Annotated in this window: 19 protein-coding genes; 8 read left to right on the forward strand and 11 right to left on the reverse strand. The window is 61.2% G+C overall.

Annotation, left to right across the window (positions count from 1 at the left end; translation table 11 throughout):
• Window positions 1–246: 246 nt before the first annotated feature.
• Entirely contained in the window at window positions 247–840 is a 594-nt protein-coding gene (locus ACMGFM_RS08705; RefSeq protein WP_436902098.1) for a dienelactone hydrolase family protein, read from the reverse strand.
• A 55-nt stretch (window positions 841–895) separates the two neighbouring features.
• Between ACMGFM_RS08705 and ACMGFM_RS08710 the strand changes: the two genes are divergently transcribed.
• The gene (locus tag ACMGFM_RS08710; protein WP_436902099.1) at window positions 896–1,720 is read left to right on the forward strand and encodes a PspA/IM30 family protein; all 825 of its coding nucleotides are present in this window, start codon (window positions 896–898) and stop codon (window positions 1,718–1,720) included.
• Here ACMGFM_RS08710 and ACMGFM_RS08715 read toward each other — a convergent pair.
• Together ACMGFM_RS08715 and ACMGFM_RS08720 are read right to left on the reverse strand one after the other, a co-directional pair.
• Window positions 1,717–2,448 carry a ParA family protein gene (locus ACMGFM_RS08715; protein ID WP_436902101.1) on the reverse strand — a complete coding sequence of 244 codons (732 nt, stop codon included), beginning with the start codon at window positions 2,446–2,448 and terminating at the stop codon, window positions 1,717–1,719. The two genes, ACMGFM_RS08710 and ACMGFM_RS08715, sit on opposite strands and share 4 nt — an antisense overlap.
• A 54-nt stretch (window positions 2,449–2,502) precedes the next feature.
• Window positions 2,503–2,934, reverse strand: a complete 432-nt coding sequence (locus ACMGFM_RS08720) for an HIT family protein (RefSeq protein ID WP_436902103.1) — start codon at window positions 2,932–2,934, stop codon at window positions 2,503–2,505.
• Window positions 2,935–3,005: 71 nt separating this feature from the next.
• On the opposite strand from ACMGFM_RS08720, the gene ACMGFM_RS08725 reads away from it, so the two are divergent.
• The 4 genes from ACMGFM_RS08725 to ACMGFM_RS08740 are packed head-to-tail and all read left to right on the forward strand — an operon-like array spanning window position 3,006 to window position 5,226.
• Window positions 3,006–3,743, forward strand: coding sequence for a DUF429 domain-containing protein (locus tag ACMGFM_RS08725; RefSeq protein ID WP_436902105.1), 738 nt, complete (start codon window positions 3,006–3,008; stop codon window positions 3,741–3,743).
• Complete coding sequence (locus ACMGFM_RS08730) at window positions 3,743–4,123, forward strand: fluoride efflux transporter FluC (RefSeq protein WP_436902107.1); 381 nt, start codon at window positions 3,743–3,745, stop codon at window positions 4,121–4,123. The genes ACMGFM_RS08725 and ACMGFM_RS08730 overlap by 1 nt, the downstream gene beginning before the upstream one ends.
• Window positions 4,123–4,479, forward strand: coding sequence for a fluoride efflux transporter CrcB (gene crcB / locus ACMGFM_RS08735; RefSeq protein ID WP_436902108.1), 357 nt, complete (start codon window positions 4,123–4,125; stop codon window positions 4,477–4,479). The genes ACMGFM_RS08730 and crcB overlap by 1 nt, the downstream gene beginning before the upstream one ends.
• 51 nt (window positions 4,480–4,530) lie before the next feature.
• Window positions 4,531–5,226 carry an SDR family NAD(P)-dependent oxidoreductase gene (locus tag ACMGFM_RS08740; RefSeq protein WP_436902109.1) on the forward strand — a complete coding sequence of 232 codons (696 nt, stop codon included), beginning with the start codon at window positions 4,531–4,533 and terminating at the stop codon, window positions 5,224–5,226.
• On the opposite strand, the gene ACMGFM_RS08745 is transcribed toward ACMGFM_RS08740, so the two are convergent.
• A complete protein-coding gene (locus tag ACMGFM_RS08745) occupies window positions 5,223–5,633 on the reverse strand; it encodes a CoA-binding protein (RefSeq protein WP_436902110.1) in 411 nt (136 codons plus the stop codon). The genes ACMGFM_RS08740 and ACMGFM_RS08745 overlap by 4 nt on opposite strands.
• Window positions 5,634–5,961: 328 nt before the next feature.
• Between ACMGFM_RS08745 and ACMGFM_RS08750 the strand changes: the two genes are divergently transcribed.
• Window positions 5,962–7,482 carry a phosphoenolpyruvate carboxykinase (ATP) gene (locus tag ACMGFM_RS08750; RefSeq protein ID WP_436902111.1) on the forward strand — a complete coding sequence of 507 codons (1,521 nt, stop codon included), beginning with the start codon at window positions 5,962–5,964 and terminating at the stop codon, window positions 7,480–7,482.
• Between the two features lie 2 nt (window positions 7,483–7,484).
• Here ACMGFM_RS08750 and ACMGFM_RS08755 read toward each other — a convergent pair whose 3' ends face one another.
• Genes ACMGFM_RS08755 through ACMGFM_RS08765 form a run of 3 tightly spaced genes read right to left on the reverse strand, consistent with a single transcriptional unit; the run spans window position 7,485 to window position 11,162 of the window.
• The gene (locus ACMGFM_RS08755) at window positions 7,485–7,766 is read right to left on the reverse strand and encodes a ubiquitin-like small modifier protein 1 (protein WP_436902112.1); all 282 of its coding nucleotides are present in this window, start codon (window positions 7,764–7,766) and stop codon (window positions 7,485–7,487) included.
• 32 nt (window positions 7,767–7,798) lie between these two features.
• A complete protein-coding gene (locus ACMGFM_RS08760) occupies window positions 7,799–9,901 on the reverse strand; it encodes a TrkA C-terminal domain-containing protein (RefSeq protein WP_436902113.1) in 2,103 nt (700 codons plus the stop codon).
• Between the two features lie 25 nt (window positions 9,902–9,926).
• Window positions 9,927–11,162, reverse strand: a complete 1,236-nt coding sequence (locus ACMGFM_RS08765; protein ID WP_436902114.1) for a potassium channel family protein — start codon at window positions 11,160–11,162, stop codon at window positions 9,927–9,929.
• Between the two features lie 141 nt (window positions 11,163–11,303).
• On the opposite strand from ACMGFM_RS08765, the gene ACMGFM_RS08770 reads away from it, so the two are divergent.
• Window positions 11,304–11,480, forward strand: coding sequence for a hypothetical protein (locus tag ACMGFM_RS08770; RefSeq protein ID WP_436902116.1), 177 nt, complete (start codon window positions 11,304–11,306; stop codon window positions 11,478–11,480).
• 13 nt (window positions 11,481–11,493) lie between these two features.
• Here ACMGFM_RS08770 and ACMGFM_RS08775 read toward each other — a convergent pair whose 3' ends face one another.
• Window positions 11,494–12,132 carry a DUF6612 family protein gene (locus ACMGFM_RS08775; protein ID WP_436902117.1) on the reverse strand — a complete coding sequence of 213 codons (639 nt, stop codon included), beginning with the start codon at window positions 12,130–12,132 and terminating at the stop codon, window positions 11,494–11,496.
• A gap of 317 nt (window positions 12,133–12,449) precedes the next feature.
• On the opposite strand from ACMGFM_RS08775, the gene ACMGFM_RS08780 reads away from it, so the two are divergent.
• The gene (locus ACMGFM_RS08780) at window positions 12,450–13,202 is read left to right on the forward strand and encodes a hypothetical protein (RefSeq protein WP_436902119.1); all 753 of its coding nucleotides are present in this window, start codon (window positions 12,450–12,452) and stop codon (window positions 13,200–13,202) included.
• A gap of 1 nt (window position 13,203) precedes the next feature.
• Here ACMGFM_RS08780 and ACMGFM_RS08785 read toward each other — a convergent pair whose 3' ends face one another.
• The 3 genes from ACMGFM_RS08785 to uvrA form a co-directional block, all read right to left on the reverse strand.
• On the reverse strand, window positions 13,204–13,704 hold the full coding sequence (locus tag ACMGFM_RS08785) for a YdbT family protein (RefSeq protein WP_436902121.1): 501 nt from the start codon (window positions 13,702–13,704) through the stop codon (window positions 13,204–13,206).
• Window positions 13,701–14,537 carry a hypothetical protein gene (locus tag ACMGFM_RS08790; RefSeq protein WP_436902123.1) on the reverse strand — a complete coding sequence of 279 codons (837 nt, stop codon included), beginning with the start codon at window positions 14,535–14,537 and terminating at the stop codon, window positions 13,701–13,703. The genes ACMGFM_RS08785 and ACMGFM_RS08790 overlap by 4 nt, the downstream gene beginning before the upstream one ends.
• A gap of 111 nt (window positions 14,538–14,648) precedes the next feature.
• Window positions 14,649–17,693 carry an excinuclease ABC subunit UvrA gene (gene uvrA, locus ACMGFM_RS08795; protein WP_436902124.1) on the reverse strand — a complete coding sequence of 1,015 codons (3,045 nt, stop codon included), beginning with the start codon at window positions 17,691–17,693 and terminating at the stop codon, window positions 14,649–14,651.
• Window positions 17,694–17,925: the final 232 nt, after the last annotated feature.

The raw sequence follows: 17,925 nt of genomic DNA on the forward strand, positions 1-17,925 counted from the left end.
AATCTGGACCAAAAAAAGCTGAACGCGAACGTCGACCTCGCGACGTTCGCGTTCAGTCGAAACGCCTCGCGTTGCTCGGCGTACGTCCGGCAAAAACGTGGTCCTGTTGAGCGACGCGAAACAGGGCTCGAAAGACGAGCGTAACCAGTCTTTCGGTGGCGAAAAGAGCCGCGAGCGTACAGTGACGCGCTCGCGGTGGGAGTACGGCTAACCGCTCCCGCATTACCCACGGAACAGAGACGGCAACTACTGTTCGAGATTGGCTGCGAGAAAGTCAGCGACCAACTCAACGACGCGGTTCTGCTGGCCGACGAAGAAGTGGTCGGCGGCCATCGACTCGACACGCCATCCGAGGGTTTCGGCTTGCTGGACGACCGACTGCCACTCTGCGGTGTCGTCCCGTTCGCCATAGACGACCTGTGCCGGGCAGCTGATGCTGTCGAGAGTCGTCAAATCGAAGCCCTCGACACTGCTCGCAGCAGGTGCGAGCGCCGAGACAGCAGCGAGTTCGTCGGTCGCTGTCGCGGCCGCCAGCGCGACAGCACCGCCGAAGCTGTAGCCAAACAGCCCAACCGTCTCACAGCGCTCGCTCGCCCACTCGACCGCGGCGAGAGCGTCGGTTTGTTCGCCACGGCCGTCGTCCCAGGCGCCGTAGTCGATACGTAGACAGGCGATGTCACGCTCAGCCAGCGCGTCGCTGACGGCGCGCAGACGGCTGTCGTGGCGGTCACCACCGAACTGTGGATGTGGCGGACAAGCGACGACAACTCGGTCCGTCTCCGGACCGTCGAGTGTTGTCCGAACGTCGCGGTTGCCCGGGAGACGGTTGGGGTCGTCCATGCTGAGTCGTAAACAGATGTAAGAATTTTAAGGTTGGGCGGACCCTTGTGCTCGTATGGGAATCCTCTCGCGAACGTCACAAATAATCAGGTCAAAGGTCAACTCGTTGCTCAACCGGGCTGAAGACCCCGGTCAGCAACTCGATTACTCCTACGAGCAGCTACAGGACCAACTACAGAGCGTCAAGCAGGGTATTGCTGACCTGACGACACAGAAAAAACGGTTAGAGATTCAGAAACGTCGCCTCGAAGAAAACGTCGAACGACACAACGAACAGGCCCGCGAAGCCGTCGAACAGGACCGCGACGACCTAGCGCGAAAAGCCCTCGAGAAGAAAAAACAGAAGATGCGCCAGATCGACGACCTGGAGCGCCAGATTGCCGACCTCGAAACCAAACAGGACAATCTCATCTCGCAGAAAGACGAACTCAAACGACAGATCGAGGAGTTCCGAACAAAGAAGGAGACGATGAAAGCGCGCTACGAGGCCGCCGAGGCCAGCGCGAAGGTCAACGAAGCAATGACCGGCGCGGGCGAAGAGATGGACGACGTCTCTCGCACCATCGAGCGTGCGAAAGAACAGACCGAAGATATGGAAGCGCGTGCGGCGGCACTAGACGAACTCCGAGAGAGCGGCGCACTCGAGAACAACATCTCGGACAAAAGCGAGCTGGACCGCGAGCTTGACCAGCTCGCAACCGACGGCGCTGTCGACCGGGAACTGGAGACGCTCAAATCCGAGATGGGTGAGGCAGACGCTGAGGCAGGGACAGACACCGAGGGTGAGGCCAGCGAGACGGCCGAGACGGACGCCGAGAGTACGGATGTCTCCGAGGCGGAGATCGAATCCGAACTCGAAGACCTCAAAGAAGAGAACTAACCGAGCAGTCCCGAGAGCCGACCTGATTTCTGTGGTTCGATATCGATATCGAAGCCAAGCAACTGCTCGACAGCAGCACCAACTGCCGGCGTGAACTGCTCGTCAGTCGGGACACACGCGGGCGCCTCACGGGGTGTCGTCACCGAACTCTCCGGAACGGCCACATCAGCCGCAACTGGCCCTTCATCGGCGTGGTTCGCAATCACAACCGTTGCAGAGTGACCAATATCAGCCAGTCGTTCCTGAGCCAGCGCGAGTCCGTCGTTGCCGCGGTAGCTGTCGGGGGCAACGATTCCAACGCGGTCAGCGGCCTCGACAGCAGCGATCGCCTGGTTGCCACCAATCGGCGGCGTATCCACCAGCACGGCGTCGTGAGAGATGGCTGCCGCGGCCAGTTGTTGCTCGAACCGGTTGGCCGCGCCCGCGGTTTTCGCCCGTGCAAGTCGCTCGAACGGTGCGTGAGCCGGACAGAGCGAAACAGTGCCTGGGAGGTCGAGGCCCATCTCGTACAGCGTCTCAGCAAGGTCGGCCTCGCCTGTGAGTAGCGCGGTCAGGTCGCTGTCGATACGGCCGTCGGTGTAGGCGGCGAGTCCCTGGGTCTGGACCGCGGCGTCGAACACCGCGACCGACCGGCCGGTGGCGGCCAGCAACGCCGCGGATTCGACTGTGAGTCTGGTCGTTCCTGCGCCGCCCGTCGCGCCGACGAGCGTCGCGATTCGGGTCGACATACCTGTTGCTGGCTCGTTCGTGTATATAAACCTACGTATCTCTGACAGCGACAGTCAGTCAGAGAGACCAGACGCAATTTCTGCCGCAATATCGCTCATCTCGTCGTCGTCGAGGTCAGCGCCGTCGAACAACCGATGAATCGGGCCGACGTTGTCGTCTTCAAATCGCGGGATGATATGCCAGTGAACGTGCGGAACTTCCTGACCGGCCTCTTCGCCGTTGTTGACCGCAACGGTGCTCGCGTCTGCGCCGACGGCAGCCTCGACGGCAGGAACGAGGTCAGCGAGCACGCCAAACACCTCGCCAGCCTCCTCGGCGGACATGTCGTTGAGTCGCTCGTAGGGGTGTTTCGGGATGAGGAGTGTGTGCCCCGGTGCCAGCGGGTTGACATCGAGGAAGGCGTAGGTGTGCTCGTCCTCGTAGACGGTGAAACTCGGTATTTCGCCGGCGATAATCTGTTCGAAGAGAGTCTTCTCGTCACTCATACCTGAACCGTTGCTCGCCTGGCAAATCAATATTACCCACCGTTTTTATCCTGGGCTGCGAAAATTGAGGTATGGCAGCGACCTTCGTCGGCGTAGACTACAGCAGCGATGGCTGGCTCGCAGTCGCGTTCGACGAGTCGGGGTACGACCGCACCGAACTGTTCGGTGAAGTCGGCGAACTCTGGCAGCGCTACGAGGAACAGGACCCGCGGATTCTCATCAACATCCCGATTGGACTGGTCGCAAGCGGCCGCGAAGAACGACCGTGTGACGACCTCGCCCGGTCAGTGCTCGGGCCGCGCAGCGGTGCTGTGCTCACGCCGCCGGTCAGAGAAGCGACACGCAAGCGGCGGTATCCGGCCGCCAAGCGTGTCAACGAGCGCAAGAGCGGCACCGAACTCTCGAAGCGAGCGTTTGCAATCAGCGACGAGATTGCCGCCGTCGACGACCTCCTGCGGAATGTCCCGGAGGCCCGGACTGCCTTCCGCGAGTCGAATCCAGAGGTCTGTTTTCGTGCACTCGCTGGCGAACCGCTCGCGCACTCGAAACGGCGGGCCGGGGGCTACGCCGAACGGATGCGCGTCCTCGCTAGCCACGACCCAGACGCAGCACCGGTCGTACAGGCAGTTGCGGAGTCGACCGACGGCGCGGATGTTGCCGTCAACGACGTGATCGACGCCGTTGTGCTGGCCTACACCGCCCGGCCGGCGAATGCGCCGCTGCGCACACTTCCGGCGGACCCGCCGACCGACGAGCACGGACTGCCGATGGAAATTGTCTACCGCTCGCCCGAACCGCTGCTTGACTGATGGCGGGCACACGGCTTGCCCGACTCGAAGCGGTGTTGGGTGTCGGCATCGGCGGCTTCGTCGGCGCAAATCTCCGGTATCTGGTCGACGTGCTCGTTCCGACGACGCTCGTGGCGACAGCGATAGTCAACGTCCTCGGGAGTTTCGCACTTGGCCTCATCGTCTACGAAGCAGAGTTCACAGGTCGGCTCACAGCCACGAGCAGGCGCGTGCTCGCGACAGGGGTGCTCTCGTCGTTCACCACCTACTCGACGTTCGTCGTGGACGCGCTCACAGCCACACCCGCACTCGGTGTTGGGTACGTGTTCGGGAGTTACGCGCTCGGCTTTCTCGGCGTGCTCGGCGGGCGAGCGCTCGTTCGCGCTGGAGGTGAGCAGTGATGGAGATACCAGCAGCACAGCTCGTCGGATTCGGCGGTGCAATCGGCGCTATCCTTCGGTATCTCGTTGGGGAGGCAATAGCCGCGGAGTCGGCCCCGGTCGACACGCTCACTGTCAACGTGCTCGGAAGTTTCGCGCTGGGCCTCGTGACTGCGGTTGCGGCGTCAACCGAGGTGGCGCTGCTGGTCGGGACCGGTATCTGTGGCTCGTTCACGACCTACTCCTCGTTTTCGGTCGAGACAGTTCGACTCTGGGAGCAAGGCAAGCAGAAACAGGCGGTTGGGTACGCTGGCGTGACATTTGCGCTGTGTGCACTGGTCGTCGGGCTGGCGTGGGTGCTCGCAGGAGCGTTGTAAGTGTGCAAATCTGCCCCGAGAGTTATACCCGCGGCGCGCCCAGCAAGGGACATGTCACAGACAGCAGTCATCGCTGGCGTCGGCCCCGGACTGGGGGAGTCACTGGCACGGAAGTTCATCGACGAGGGCTGTCAGGTGGGACTGTTCGCCCGTTCGACGGGCTATCTCGACGAACTCTCGGCAGAACTCGGCGAACAGGCAATCGGCGTTCCGACAGATATCACCGACAAGGAGCGTGTCGAAGAGGCGTTCGAGACGGTTCGTGAGGCGTTCGGGCCAGTCGATATCCTCGTCAATCACGCCAGCGGCGCGGCCTGGAAAGGTGTTCGTGATATCTCGCCCGACCAGTTCGAGCAGGCCTGGCGAGTCTCGGCACGGGGAGCGTTGCTCTGCTCACAGCAGGCCGTCGCCGACATGGACGATGGCGGGACGATTATCTTCACGGGCGCAACCTCTGCGGTGCGTGGTCGTGACGGTGCGCTCGGGTTCAGTGCGGCGAAGTTCGCGGTCCGCGGGATGGCCGAATCGATGGCCCGCGAACTCGGTCCCGACGGCGTCCACGTCGCACACGTCGTCATCGACGGCCAGATATCGACGCCGACGCTACGGGGCCAACAGCCCGACAGAGACGAGGATTCGTTGTTGGACCCGGACGAAATCGCCGAGTCGTACTGGCATCTCGTCGAGCAGGACAAAACGTCGTGGACGCTCGAACTGGACCTCCGGCCGTACGTCGAAGAGTTCTAAGAAACGAGACGCTGGTGTTCGGGTTTCATACAGCGGTCCTGGACAACGCGCTTGCCGCCCGCCTCGGCGCGCTCGACGGCCTCGTCGTCGTGGATGCCGAGTTGGAGCCAGATAACCTCGACATCCTCGCGAGTGAGTGCACTGTCGACGATACCGCTGACCTCCTCGCTCGGTCGGAACACCTCGACAATGTCTATCTCCCCCGGAACCGCTTCGAGTGAGTCGTAGGCCTGTTTGCCCAGGACTTCGTCGGCGTAGGGGTTGACCGGGACGATGTCGTACCCCTGGCTATCCAGATAGCTCGGAATGTCGTGTGCGTCCTTGCCGGGCGTGCTCGAACACCCGACAACGGCTACACGCTTGTAATCGAGGATGGAACGAAGCTCGTCGTCGTCAGTGACTGGCATACATCGCTAATCAACGCCGGAGACTCACATAGAAGTTGTGCCGCGCGGGGAACAGAAGTGACAGCGCCGGCTCGTATCACGCACGTATCAGATAGCAAGGAGAAACCCACCGTAGCCGAGTACAGGTGACAGAAGTACAGTTCTTTGAACAATTTTTGCCCCGACACGAAACAGACGTTTTGAGGATTGTAGAGTGGACTCAGTCGATTTCTGCGTCTGTACAGCTGCGGATTCGTCGTCGTGGGTGAGTGTATCTCACTTGTTACAGCTTCGCAGGTTGCCAGAATTTCCAATACTTTATAGTCTGGACAGACGACGTATACACCACATGAGTCAAAGGGTGGAACGATCCCGTCTCCAGGAGGAGTTCCCGGATCCCGAGGTCGCCGATAACGTCGTGTACAATCCGACATTCGAGCAGTTGCGGGAGTACGCGAGTCACGACGAGCGGACCACCGAGTACGGAAGTCCTCGGTACGTGAGTGAGCAAAAATCCCGGAGCGCGGACCAGACGAAAAACCTCATCGACGACGAGTTCGATGACGCCGACTGGGAAGCGATTTCCGACGGACTTGCTGGCGCCGCCGAGCGCGAACTGGTCTGTCTCGACCGGCAGGTCGGCCGCCACGAGGAGACATCGTACACCTGCCGGCTGTTCGTGCCCAAAGAGTACAGCCGCATTGCGCTGGCATGGGCGAAACTCCTCGAACCAGCGTCGGGCGAGCCTGATTTCCAGACCTTGCAGCTTCCCGAATGGGACGAACAGGTGGACAACGAACGCCGAATCTGCGTCCTGCCGGACGAAGGGTTGACCTTCGTGCTGGGTAGCGACTACACCGGTGAGGCCAAGAAATCGTTCCTGCGACTGTTCATGCGCCGAGTCAAAGAGCAGGGGGGACTCGGTATCCACGCAGGGAGCAAACGCGTCACCATCGAATCGGACGGCGAGCTGAAGACGGTCGGGCAGGCATTTCTCGGACTCAGCGCCACAGGAAAGTCGACGCTGACCGGCCACGGCTGTTGGCTGGACGAACCCGAGGGGACGGAGATGCTACAGGACGATGTCTGTGCGCTGCTGCCGGACGGACAGGTGACCGGCAGTGAGGGCAACGGCCTGTACATCAAGACAGACGGACTCGACGAAGACGAACAGCCCGCACTCTACGAGGCGGCAACTGACGAAGAAGCCGTCTTCGAGAACGTCTGGGTCGACGAAGACGGCACTGTCAACTTCGATAACACAGAATTGACCGCGAACGGACGGGCTGTCATCCGCCGTGAGGACCTCTCTTCGGCCTCGGAAGATATCGACATGGCCGAGGGCGTCGACCAGATTTTCTTCATCACGCGGAATCCGGCCATGCCGCCGGTGGCACGCCTCGACGACCGACAGGCTGCCGTGGCGTTCATGCTCGGCGAGTCTATCCAGACCAGCGCCGGCGACCCAGACGCGGCGGGTGAATCCATCCGCGTTGTCGGGACGAACCCCTTCATCGTCGGCCCACCCGGCGAAGAGGGTGACCGGTTCCGTGAACTCATCGCCGACAACAACGTCGAGTGTTTCATCATCAACACCGGCCACGTCGGCCCGGGCAAGGCCGATATCGGTGTTCGGGAGTCGGTGAAGATTCTCGTCGGTGCTGCCCGCGGCGACATCACCTGGCGAACCGACGATACCTTCGGCTTCGAGGTGCCCGACTCAGTGCCTGGAATCGATGTCGAGCCGTTCTATCCGCCGACGCACTACGACGACTTCGAGGCCGAACTCGAACGCCTCCGGACCGAACGCCGGGAGTACCTCGAACAGTTCGAGAATCTCCCGCAAGAAATCGTCGACGCAGTCTACTAGTTCTATCCGCCGGTCACCGGCGGAAACATCGCGAGTTCGCCTACGTCCGAGACGTCAGTGTCCCAGCCTGTCGCCGAGTGAAACGGGTCTTCGCCGTCAGAGAGAATTCTGAGATGGTCCTGTAACGTGTCGTCGTCGTCGAGCACCTGGGATTCCAGGCCGGGATACGCGGCGAGCAGCGCGTCGAAAGCGTCACGCAGCGTTGGCTCCTCGGCGTCTACCGGCACCTCGACGACGTTGTCACCGACCGTCTCGGAGAGTGTCGCGAATAGTTTCCAGCGCATACCACCTATACGTCCGTCGAGAGCAAAGAGGATTACTCGTCGAGTCGCATGTCTCCGCCCGGACTGTCCGACACGTCGTCCTCCCAGTCGGCGTCGCCGGACTCGAACTCTTCTTTCAACTGCGCGAACGAACTGCCGCCGCCACTGCTTGAATCGTCGTCTGCCTCGTCGTCCTCCTCTTCGTCCGCTTCGTCGTCATCGTCTGCGTCCACCTGGTCGTCGTCGCCCTCATCGACAGCGAATGGCCCCTCGTCGTCGGAGAGGTCCAGGTCGGAGACATCCTCTGTGTTGTCCTCGAATTCCAGATCACCGATATCGTCTGAAACAGCGTCCTCAGCGTCGCCTTGCAGGTCGTCATCGATATCGATTCCGTCGAGTTCGTCCTCAGCGTCGTCTCTCTCCTCGTTAGCGTCGTCGTCAGCGTCGTCGTCGAAACTGATCTCCGCCTCGTCGAGGCTGACGAGGTCGTCGCCCGTGTCGTCTGAGTCACCGTCTGGCGCTTCAGACTCGGTGTCTTCCTCGTCAGCGAACGCAATTTCGATTTCGTCAGACTCCGGAAAATCCGCGTCTGCTGAGTCGTCTGTCTCAGACGAAGTTGGTTCAGCTGCTGACTCACCAGCGTCGTCCTCCCAGCCGGTGTCGCCGGACTCGAACTCGGATTTGAGTTCGTCGAACGACGCGCTGTCTCCGTCCGTGGCTGCCTCCGCCGTGTCTGCTTGCTCGGCTGGGTCGCTCTCCTCCACGTTCGTCTTGATTTCCTGGAATGACTCCGAGCCCGCGTTCGTGGCGGAGTCCTCAGCGGTCGTCGGCTCAGCGGCAGGTTCGTCGTCAGCCGTCGGCTCAGCGGCGGGTTCGTCGTCACTCTCGCCGGCCGGAAGGCCATCCGCGCCAGTTGGTTCCTCGCGAGCAGTCGCCGTCGGGTCGGCAGTTTGGATCCCTTCGGCCGGGTCGGACTCGTCGGCCGACAACGCCGGCGCACTCGCAATTGCCGGGTCGAGCGCAGTCGCCCCAGATTCGAGACGGCGCAGGTTGCCCGGCGTGGCGATGACGAAGAGCAGGTCACCCGGCGCGAGGCGGTACTCGCTATCCGGGAACGGAACCGGGTCGCCAGGCTCGGGCCGGATGGCGATGAGCGTCAGATCGAGGGCCCCGACAGGCTGGCCGTGGAGCGGACTGCCAGCCTCGATTGTCGCGGTAGAGAACGTCTCCTCGGCAGCGCGCAACAGCGAAGCGAACTCCCGGTCTGGGCGGTCATCGACCGGCAGGGTGACAAGTCGGTACCGCCGCGTCGGGTCGACTTTCGGCGTATCTGCTGCGTCGATGGCAATCGTCACGACATCGTCGGCGACGCCGCGCAGTTCGCCGGTACAGACCCGCTGCATCGAGTCAGGCTCCCAGACCTGCACAACATCGCCAGTGCTGGCCGAGAAGCCGGGGTCGGCTCGGACTGCCACAGCGTTGGTCGCCGGCGGCAGCGTTGCCCCAATACCAGCCGCTCGTGTGCCAACTGCCAGCGATTCGAGGTCGCCGTACTCGTCGAATCGAATGTCGGCAACGCCAATTCCGTAATCCGAGCGTAACTGCTCTGTGAGGCGGTCTTCGAGTTCCTCGACGGTCAGTCCACGAGGGAAGACAAACTCCGAGCCAGCCAACTCCGTCTTTGTGCGCCGGGGAACAGGGTCGTATCCTGGCGCGTCCTCGATGGTCGCCGGCAGCGACACGGTCGTGACCTGGCCGACAGCCTGTGCGAGTTGGCTGACTCCCTGGCCGGGGTTCTGCGTGGGGTGCCAGACGAGTACCTCGGCACCGAACCGGTCGCCAACCTCGCGGCCGACCGCCGCGCCGCCGACTGCGAGCACCAGCGCACCGACATTGAACAGTGTCGTCGATAGTTTCGACGGGACAGTCTCGTCGAACAACACCGCCAGAGCCGGCGTCATCCCGAGATAGAGCGCAACGACCGCGACGCCGGCAGCGATAGCGAGCCACGGTGGAATCCGGTCCTCGGCAGCGGCCCGGTACGCCAGCGAAGCAAGCGCTGCTGGAACCACCGCCATCGCCGCGATACCGAGCAGTTGGGTGATAATCGACGCCCCACTCTCGACGGTCGCAACTGTCGACAACACGACCGTCACAGCGGACCACCCCTGTGGAGACGACTCACGAGACACCACCGGACTCGAAGGCCGTCAGGTTCTCTCGGGTTCCCGCCGCAAACAGTTCGTCTCCAGAATCCAGCAGGATGTCGCCGTCGGGTGCAATCAGCCAGCCCTCGTCTTTCCGGACCGCCAGCACCGCAACATCGTGTTCGTCACGGAGGACGCTCCGCCCCAGCGGGCGGCCATCGAGGTAATCACCCGACCGAACGGCAATCCGCTGGATCTGGTGGCCGGCACGCCGGAGCATCGAGACCACCTCGTACTCGCGGTCGAGTTCACGTGACTCGACGACAATTTTCGTCTCCCCGGCCCGCAAAAGCGGCTGAACGTCGGTTCGCGTGACGGCAACGGTCACCTGTCCCTCGCCGCCGTTGGTGGTCGGTGTTCGGACCCGCCGGGGTGGACGGTCCTCATCAGCAGGGTCGTCGTCCGACCGCGGTTCGATATCGGGGGCCTCGGTCGGTGTTGGACCCTCCGAGCGAGCGCTGATAACCCTCCCGCGAACCTGTGCGCCGGGCGTGATAACGGTCACCTCGTCGCCGCGTGCGATTCCCGTCGGGACGAGGCCAGAGACGGAGACTGCGTGGCGGCCGCCGCCGACACGTTTCGACAGCCCCGAGAAGGGTGGAGCGGCAGCGACCTGCGCCCGGCCGCGGTCGTCGAGTTCCACTTCAGCCGTCGCGAGGTCGTAGGTCGTCTCCAGTCGGTCGGCAACACGTCGTTCGAGTTCGGACAGCCGCAGGTCCGCCGGAAGCTCGAACTCTGCGTTGGCAATCTGTGCACGCAGTTCCTCCGGCAGTTCGGGGTAGCCCTCGACGTCAGTGACGGCACCGACCACCCGGACGCGGACTTCTGCGCCGTCATCGATAAGTTCCGCCCGGTCAGTCGAGACGCCCTGCCCACCAAAGTCCGTCAGCGACAGTCGCTGCGGGAACTCTCCGGCGGCGATGTCGCCTTTACTGTGGGCGTACAACGAGCCAGCGACGACGAACACGATGGCCAGCCCGAAGCGCAGCGGGCCGGCAGACGCAAAGACAGGTTCGCCAACGAAAGCAAGCACGAATCCGTTCGCGGCCGCAACTGCGAGGCCAAGACCGACAGCGCCGACCCGCGGCAGCGACAGTCCCTCGCGGTAGCGAAAGGCAAAGCTGACTGCCCAGACCGACAGCACCGGCACGACGCCAACGAGCGCCCCGAGATAAAATCCGAGTAAGACGTCGACGGGCAGCGATACCATACATAAACTGCACGCAGGGACCTTCAAATAACTTTCTGCGCGCATATCAGACGCTGAAAACAGCGTGTGCGTGGACTCGGTCGTTCAGCGGGCACCCACAGCCACAGTAGCTATTTGCACCACGATGCCGTACTGTGAACTATGAGTCTGAAACACGACCTCTCGAACGGCATCATCTCACTGGTTATCGGCGTTGCAATCACCAAATACACTGCCGGAGACGAGGATAGCTACGACCTGTCAGACGTATTGCTGTCGGTTGCAGTCGCGTCGTTTTTCTCCGGGTTCTTTACGAGTTACTTTGCCGGTGATAAGTGAGCGTTGTCGGGTCTTACTGGCCGTAGCTCTCTTCGATTGGGTCGGCTGATTGTGCCTCCTCAGGCAGTTCGATACCGACTGGTTCGTTAAACTTGCTGAAGCGCTGCTCCAGCGTGAACGAGAGTTCCTGCCCTTGTGCCGTGAGGCTGTACTGGAGTTTGGTGTACCGGACGCGGTTGGTCTCGACGTCGATGTGCTGGGTGACGCTCGCCTTCTCGAAGGAGACGTCCGAGGCGAGTTGCGACGAGAGGTTGCCAGCCTGCTCGTTGAACAGGCTCTCGAGCGTCTCACCGCCGATGTCGAGTTCGGTCACGTAGACTTCGTTGCCGTCGACGGTTTGCTGGCCAGTCACCTCGAGACTGGCGTTGCCGAGTAGTCGCTCCTGCTGGGCGAACTGGTTGTTCTGCCAGGCGCCGAATCCGGAGATGTTCTGTTTGACCCAGCCGTCGAACATCTCCGAACGCAAATACATCGTCTCACCGACGAGATACTGCTCTTGCTCGAAGTTTGACCCGGCGAGAGAGCTGGTCGTCGTGAATCGGGCTTTTTCGGCTTCGATATCCATCGCACCCTCGCTCTGGACAGTGAACGGTTCTCCACCAAGGTTCATCGTCATCTCCTGTGTGATACGCACCGTCTCCACGCTTTCCATCGCGTCGAGTGAGTCAGTTCGAAGCTGTTCGCCGTCGACATCAGGGGTCGTATCGCCGTCGTCAGTGTCGCCATCCGTGAGGCCTGCACAGCCGCGAACGGGACTGTCAGGACGAGTAAGAGGGCGAGCAGGACGGGCTTTTTTCGGGACATGTATGCAGAAGATACTGTTGTGCTCGAAGAATAAATCTATCGTACCGTTTCAGGGTGAGAACTGTCTCGTCACGGTAGAAAACTCGAGTGAGTTTCTCTCATCCGCTATCAATATTCGTAATGCACGCGCAAGCTATTTTTTTTCCACACCTGTAGCCGGAAGCTATGGGAGGAGACGGTACCGAGTCGCAGGCCGACGAGAGGAGCAAGGAAGCGCAGAGAACGGCGTCGAAGACCTCCCGACGGGCGCTGTTAGCGGCCGGGTTCGCCATCTCGGCGGGGTGTCTACGTCTCTCAGAAGACCAACAGAGTGCAGGAGGGAATAGCACACGGTCTGGTGACGGTGGAACGACACAGAACAACGGAGGAAATAGCACACAGACTGGTGACGGCGGAGCGACACAGAACGACGACTCCGGTGGAGGCGGGGATGAAATAGATAGTCGTGTTCAGGTCGTCGGGAACGTCGGGACAGTTGACGAAGACGGGAGAGAAGTCATCGCTATCAGGTTGACCGTACAGCGAGCCGCAGAAAGCGGAAGTATCGATCTCTCTGAATTGACAATTCAGTACACGAGTTCTGGCGGGTCCGAGACACTCGTCCACGCCAGTCGGGGGGTACCCGGCTTCTACCTGTCTCCAATCGTCGCAGCAGACGATAGCAACGCCGTCCTCTCCGACGCGGGTGACAGATACAGTGTTGTAGCCCCACTCGTGTCTGACGAATTTGTGTCAGAGTTGGCAGGCGAGGACCCTGTCGACGAGACGCCGAGGGTCGAAAATGCGGCACTCGAACCACTCGGTGAGGGCACGACTGCGACACTAGCCCTCACGACAGCCAGTGGCGCGACGACGGTTGTGAACGTCGCCGTGCCCGACACGCTGGCACAGAGCGCCGGTGGCGCTGTTCAGTTGTGAACTAGATCGAGGAGTGGCCACCGGCGTCCTGCTGTGACTCCGTCCGGTCGCGAATCTGCCGGTACACAGCGCGATGCTGTGGAACAGCGGTAAAACGAAGATCACCGAGACCTTGATTGAGGACAATCGAACCGACGCCGAGGATATACTCGGTTCGACTCTGGCGGTACTCTGTGCTGCGAACCAACCCGTGGGGCACTTCCTTGATTTTCGTCCGTCCTAACAGTGAGAACTCCCGCCGAACGGCGTCGGTCGTCACAATGTAACGCGTTCGGAGGAGAATCAACATCTCGACGAGAAGTTTTGCGATGGCAATCAACACGAGCAACTGTGCGACAACGAGCGCAATATTGGCTTGCTCCGTGCTTCCAAACAGTGAGGGCGCAGCGAAGACGGCACCGATAATGACAATCCCGAGGGCAATAGTGAGAGCGAGGCGAACGAGGACTGGCTTGACCGTCGGCGTCGTCTCGACGAGAACCTCCGACTGCGAGTTACTCATTGGACCCACCCCGGTGCCAGAACGGCAAGAGTAACCGACCCGTCGAGAGCGATTGTAAACAGCGCCGACCCAAGAACGTATAGAACGGGGGCAAACAGGACACCACCGACGACGAGCGCACTCTGCAACCGGTCGAGTCCGTGGTTGAGACGGGCGCCCAGATACATCGAATAGAGAAAGTACACCGAAAAGACGAGAAGGCCCGCGAGGAGGAGTTCACCACGCGGAGAGAGTCCAGCGAGCGAGAGGCCTTCCGGGTCGATAGTGCCGGCAGTCAGACCGAGTCCAAACAGCGTGAGTGTTGTCTCGATGAACACCAACTGGGACTCTCGGAGAAACCCTTCGGCAGTTGGGACCTGGGCGGAGGTACTCGCAAACAAGACGAGTGTGAAGATGCCCACGAGGTAGACACTCGTCGCGTAGACGACGGTATAGAGACTCTGCAGGTACCCGCGGGAGCGTTCGACCGCCAAGACACTCCCGTGAAACGTCACGAACACGACTGCTGTTGCCACGGTCAGAAACGCGGAGTTCTGCGCTGTCCCGACCAGCAAACGCCAGAGTCCGTCGGCAGAAATACCCAGCGGAGTCACCACGACGGCGATAGCGGTCGGCGCGTCGGTTGTGGCAGTAAACCCAATCCCCGCTAACGTCAGCGGAACTGCGTATGCAACAAGGTTAATTATCCAGACCGCAGACAGACGGGCGAGTCGGCCAGCGTTACTAACCCGCGAGCTCTCGAAGCCAGGCCGTTCTGTCTGGACGAGCCAAGACGGAGCGACCACAGCCCCAACCACTCCCCGGACGAGTCGTGTACCAGCACGAACCAACATACGTGAAGTATTTTCGAATCGAGATAAGTATAAATTATTCACAACCGATGACAAGAACTCCCAAATGAGTGCGGCTCGGTTACAACAACTCCGCAGGACTCGTGTAGTGACTCAGTCGTCGTCAGCACCGGCGGTCTGGTCGCCGTCGCCGGCGACGCTCGGGGCCGGCAGGTCACGGTCAGACCGTGGTCCGGACAATTCCACTTCAGGAAGTAAGTCCCGCAGGTACTGTCCCGTATAGGAGCCTTCAGCCCGGGCGACGGCTTCAGGTGTACCGCTCGCGACAATCTGGCCGCCCGCCTCACCACCCTCTGGTCCGAGGTCCACGATATTATCGGCGTTTTTCACGAGGTCGAGTTCGTGTTCGATGACGACGACAGTGTTGCCCTCGTCGGTCAGGCGGTGGAGCACGTCGATGAGTTTGCGCTCGTCCTCAGGGTGGAGGCCGGTCGTCGGTTCGTCGAGCAGGTACAGCGTCTCACCGGTATCTTTCTTCCCGAGTTCCTCGGCGAGTTTGACTCGCTGTGCCTCTCCGCCTGACAGCGTCGTCGAGGGCTGACCCAGTCGCATATAGTCGAGTCCAACGTCTTTCAGCAGTTTCAGCCGTCGGCGCAGTTGGCTGTGATTCTCGAAGAAGTCGTAGGCTTCCTCGACGCTCATGTCGAGCACGTCGGCGATGGTCTTGCCTTTGAACTCGACTTCGAGCGTCTCGTCGTTGTACCGCGCGCCGTCACATTCCTCACAGGGGACGGTCACGTCGGAGAGGAAGTTCATGTCGATTTTGACCGTTCCCTGGCCGCCACAGGCCTCACACCGACCGCCTTTGACGTTGAACGAGAACCGTCCCTTTGCGTAGCCACGGCGGTTGGAAACGTCAGTCTGGGCGAACAGTTCACGGACGTGGTCGAAGACGTTGGTGTACGTCGCCGGGTTCGACCGCGGGGTGCGGCCAATTGGTGACTGGTCGATGAGTCGTACCGTCTCGATGTTGTCCAGTCCCTCGATAGCGTCGTGTTCGCCCGGGTCGACACTCGTGTTGTCGTTCATCTCTCTGGCCAGCCCTTTGTAGAGCACGTCGTGCATCAGGGTGGACTTGCCCGACCCGGAGACGCCGGTAATCGCGGTGAAACAGCCGACTGGCAACTCGACATCGAGGTCTTTGAGGTTGTGCTGGCGAGCCCCGCGGATTGTGATGGTGCCGTCAGACTCACGGCTCGCGGGTCTGTCGTCCTCGCTCGCTCCGTCCGTGCCTTCCCGTTGGTCAGGCACGCGGCGTTCCTCGGGAACTGGAATAACCTTCTCGCCGGAGAGATACTTGCCGGTGGCACTGCCCTCGCAGTCGAGGACATCGTCGTAGCTGCCATTGACGACGATTTCGCCGCCGCGTTTGCCCGGCCCCGGCCCCATGTCGATGATGTTGTCGGCCCGGCGCATCGTCTCCGTGTCGTGTTCGACGACAAGCAGCGTGTTGCCGAGGTCACGCAGTTCTTCGAGCGTGTTCAGCAGGCGGTCGTTATCTCGCTGATGGAGCCCAATCGAGGGTTCGTCGAGGACGTAGAGTACACCGACGAGTCCGCTGCCAATCTGGGTGGCGAGACGAATCCGCTGGCTCTCCCCACCGGAGAGCGTCGAGGCTTCGCGGTCGAGCGTCAGATACTCCAGCCCAACTTCGGTCATGAAGCCAAGCCGTGCGCGAATCTCTTTGAGAATCTCCTCGGCAATCTTCTGCTCCCGTTCGGTGAGGTCCGCTTCTATCTCCTCGAAGTGTTCGAGGGCGGCACCGATGGACATCTGGTTGACCGCGGTAATCGAGGTTCCGTCCACAAGGACAGAACGAGATTCGGACTTGAGTCGAGTGCCCTCACACGCTGGGCAGGTGGTGACAGCCATGAACTCCTCGATGTGTTCGCGTGCGCGGTCGCTGTCGGTTTCGACGTGGCGCCGTTCGAGATTCGGGATGACACCCTCGAAGCGCTCGGTCTTCTCACGGGTGCCGTTTTTCGTCCGCCACTCGAAGTGTACGCGGTCATCGGTCCCGTAGAGGAACTGCCGCTGAATCTCCTCGTCAAGCTCCTCGAACGGCGTATCGAGAGCGACGCCGAAGTGCTCGGCGACGTTGTCCAGTTGCCGCGAGTAGTAGGTGCGGTTGTAGCTCCACGGCTCGAAAACATGTTTCAATTCTTTCGAGGGGTCCTGAATCACCAGGTCTTCACTGACTTCTTTGGTGGAGCCGATACCCTCACACTCCGGGCAGGCACCGTGTGGACTGTTGAACGAAAACGAGCGTGTCTCGATTTCGCTGATATCGATGTGGCAGTCCATACAGGCCAGTTCTTCCGAGAACTCGACAACACGACGGTCGTTGGCGTCCTCGTCAGCGAGGTCACCGGTCGAGCGTGCGCTCGCGCCGCCGACATCCAGTTCTTCGGGCGGGTCCGGGAAGATGACTTTCAGCACGCCGTCTGCCTCCTCCAGAGCGGTTTCGACGGAGTCAGTGATGCGCGAGCGGTCGTCTTCGCTGAGTTTCACGCGGTCGACCACGACGTCGACGGTGTGGTCGTAGTTCTTGTCGAGGTCAGGGTCGTCGACAGTCAGGTCGTAGCGTTCGCCGTCAACCTCGACGCGGGTGTACCCGTCGCTGACGAGTTCCTCGAACAGTTCCTCGAATTCGCCTTTCTGGTCGCGGACCACCGGCGCGGCGAGTTTGGCGCGGGTACCCTCGGGTGCGGTGAGCAGGCGGCGAACCATCTGCTGGGCGCTCTGGTCGTCGACCTCTCGGCCACACTCCGGGCAGTGTGGCGTGCCGACGCGGGCGTACAGCAGTCGGAGGTAGTCGTGTAGCTCTGTGACCGTGCCGACCGTCGAGCGGGGGTTGTTGGCGGCGTTTTTCTGGTCGATGGAGATTGCTGGCGAGAGTCCCTCGACGTTCTCGACCTGCGGTTTGTCCATCTGCCCGAGGAAGTTCCGGGCGTAGGCGGACAGCGATTCGATGTAGCGGCGCTGTCCCTCGGCGTAGATTGTATCGAACGCGAGCGAGGATTTGCCCGACCCCGACAGCCCCGTGACAACGGTCAGTTCCTCACGCGGAATCTCGACGTCTACGTCCTTGAGGTTGTTTTCTGTGGCCCCACGGACTTCAATCGTATCGCGGCTCATTCGTTATCCATGCCATGGACTGTGGTCGTGAAACGCTGTCGGTTGCGCACGCATTTTCGTGGGTGGACGAGAGAGTCGTCTTCGAATCGGATTCTGTCCGTGAAATACAGTATTTAGGAGTGGTTTGTAATTCTATATACTTTAGAAACACACAAATGTATTGATTAGGGCATAAATATTTAGTGGTACTAATCCCAGGATAGCGTATGCAATCGAAATTGGGAGCGCGCGC

This window comes from Halovenus halobia (assembly GCF_051414135.1).
In the GTDB taxonomy this organism is placed as follows: Archaea; Halobacteriota; Halobacteria; order Halobacteriales; family Haloarculaceae; genus Halovenus; species Halovenus halobia.

What these genes read in the sequence shown, in the direction of transcription:
- ACMGFM_RS08780 (WP_436902119.1), top strand. Translation starts at nt 12,450, where the DNA reads ATGGGAGGAGACGGTACCGAGTCGCAGGCCGACGAGAGGAGCAAGGAA.
- ACMGFM_RS08765 (WP_436902114.1), bottom strand. Translation starts at nt 11,162, where the DNA reads ATGGTATCGCTGCCCGTCGACGTCTTACTCGGATTTTATCTCGGGGCG.
- crcB (WP_436902108.1), top strand. Translation starts at nt 4,123, where the DNA reads ATGGAGATACCAGCAGCACAGCTCGTCGGATTCGGCGGTGCAATCGGC.
- ACMGFM_RS08770 (WP_436902116.1), top strand. Translation starts at nt 11,304, where the DNA reads ATGAGTCTGAAACACGACCTCTCGAACGGCATCATCTCACTGGTTATC.
- ACMGFM_RS08720 (WP_436902103.1), bottom strand. Translation starts at nt 2,934, where the DNA reads ATGAGTGACGAGAAGACTCTCTTCGAACAGATTATCGCCGGCGAAATA.
- ACMGFM_RS08725 (WP_436902105.1), top strand. Translation starts at nt 3,006, where the DNA reads ATGGCAGCGACCTTCGTCGGCGTAGACTACAGCAGCGATGGCTGGCTC.
- ACMGFM_RS08710 (WP_436902099.1), top strand. Translation starts at nt 896, where the DNA reads ATGGGAATCCTCTCGCGAACGTCACAAATAATCAGGTCAAAGGTCAAC.
- ACMGFM_RS08790 (WP_436902123.1), bottom strand. Translation starts at nt 14,537, where the DNA reads ATGTTGGTTCGTGCTGGTACACGACTCGTCCGGGGAGTGGTTGGGGCT.
- ACMGFM_RS08755 (WP_436902112.1), bottom strand. Translation starts at nt 7,766, where the DNA reads ATGCGCTGGAAACTATTCGCGACACTCTCCGAGACGGTCGGTGACAAC.
- uvrA (WP_436902124.1), bottom strand. Translation starts at nt 17,693, where the DNA reads ATGAGCCGCGATACGATTGAAGTCCGTGGGGCCACAGAAAACAACCTC.
- ACMGFM_RS08730 (WP_436902107.1), top strand. Translation starts at nt 3,743, where the DNA reads ATGGCGGGCACACGGCTTGCCCGACTCGAAGCGGTGTTGGGTGTCGGC.
- ACMGFM_RS08715 (WP_436902101.1), bottom strand. Translation starts at nt 2,448, where the DNA reads ATGTCGACCCGAATCGCGACGCTCGTCGGCGCGACGGGCGGCGCAGGA.
- ACMGFM_RS08775 (WP_436902117.1), bottom strand. Translation starts at nt 12,132, where the DNA reads ATGGAAAGCGTGGAGACGGTGCGTATCACACAGGAGATGACGATGAAC.
- ACMGFM_RS08750 (WP_436902111.1), top strand. Translation starts at nt 5,962, where the DNA reads ATGAGTCAAAGGGTGGAACGATCCCGTCTCCAGGAGGAGTTCCCGGAT.
- ACMGFM_RS08785 (WP_436902121.1), bottom strand. Translation starts at nt 13,704, where the DNA reads ATGAGTAACTCGCAGTCGGAGGTTCTCGTCGAGACGACGCCGACGGTC.
- ACMGFM_RS08705 (WP_436902098.1), bottom strand. Translation starts at nt 840, where the DNA reads ATGGACGACCCCAACCGTCTCCCGGGCAACCGCGACGTTCGGACAACA.
- ACMGFM_RS08740 (WP_436902109.1), top strand. Translation starts at nt 4,531, where the DNA reads ATGTCACAGACAGCAGTCATCGCTGGCGTCGGCCCCGGACTGGGGGAG.
- ACMGFM_RS08745 (WP_436902110.1), bottom strand. Translation starts at nt 5,633, where the DNA reads ATGCCAGTCACTGACGACGACGAGCTTCGTTCCATCCTCGATTACAAG.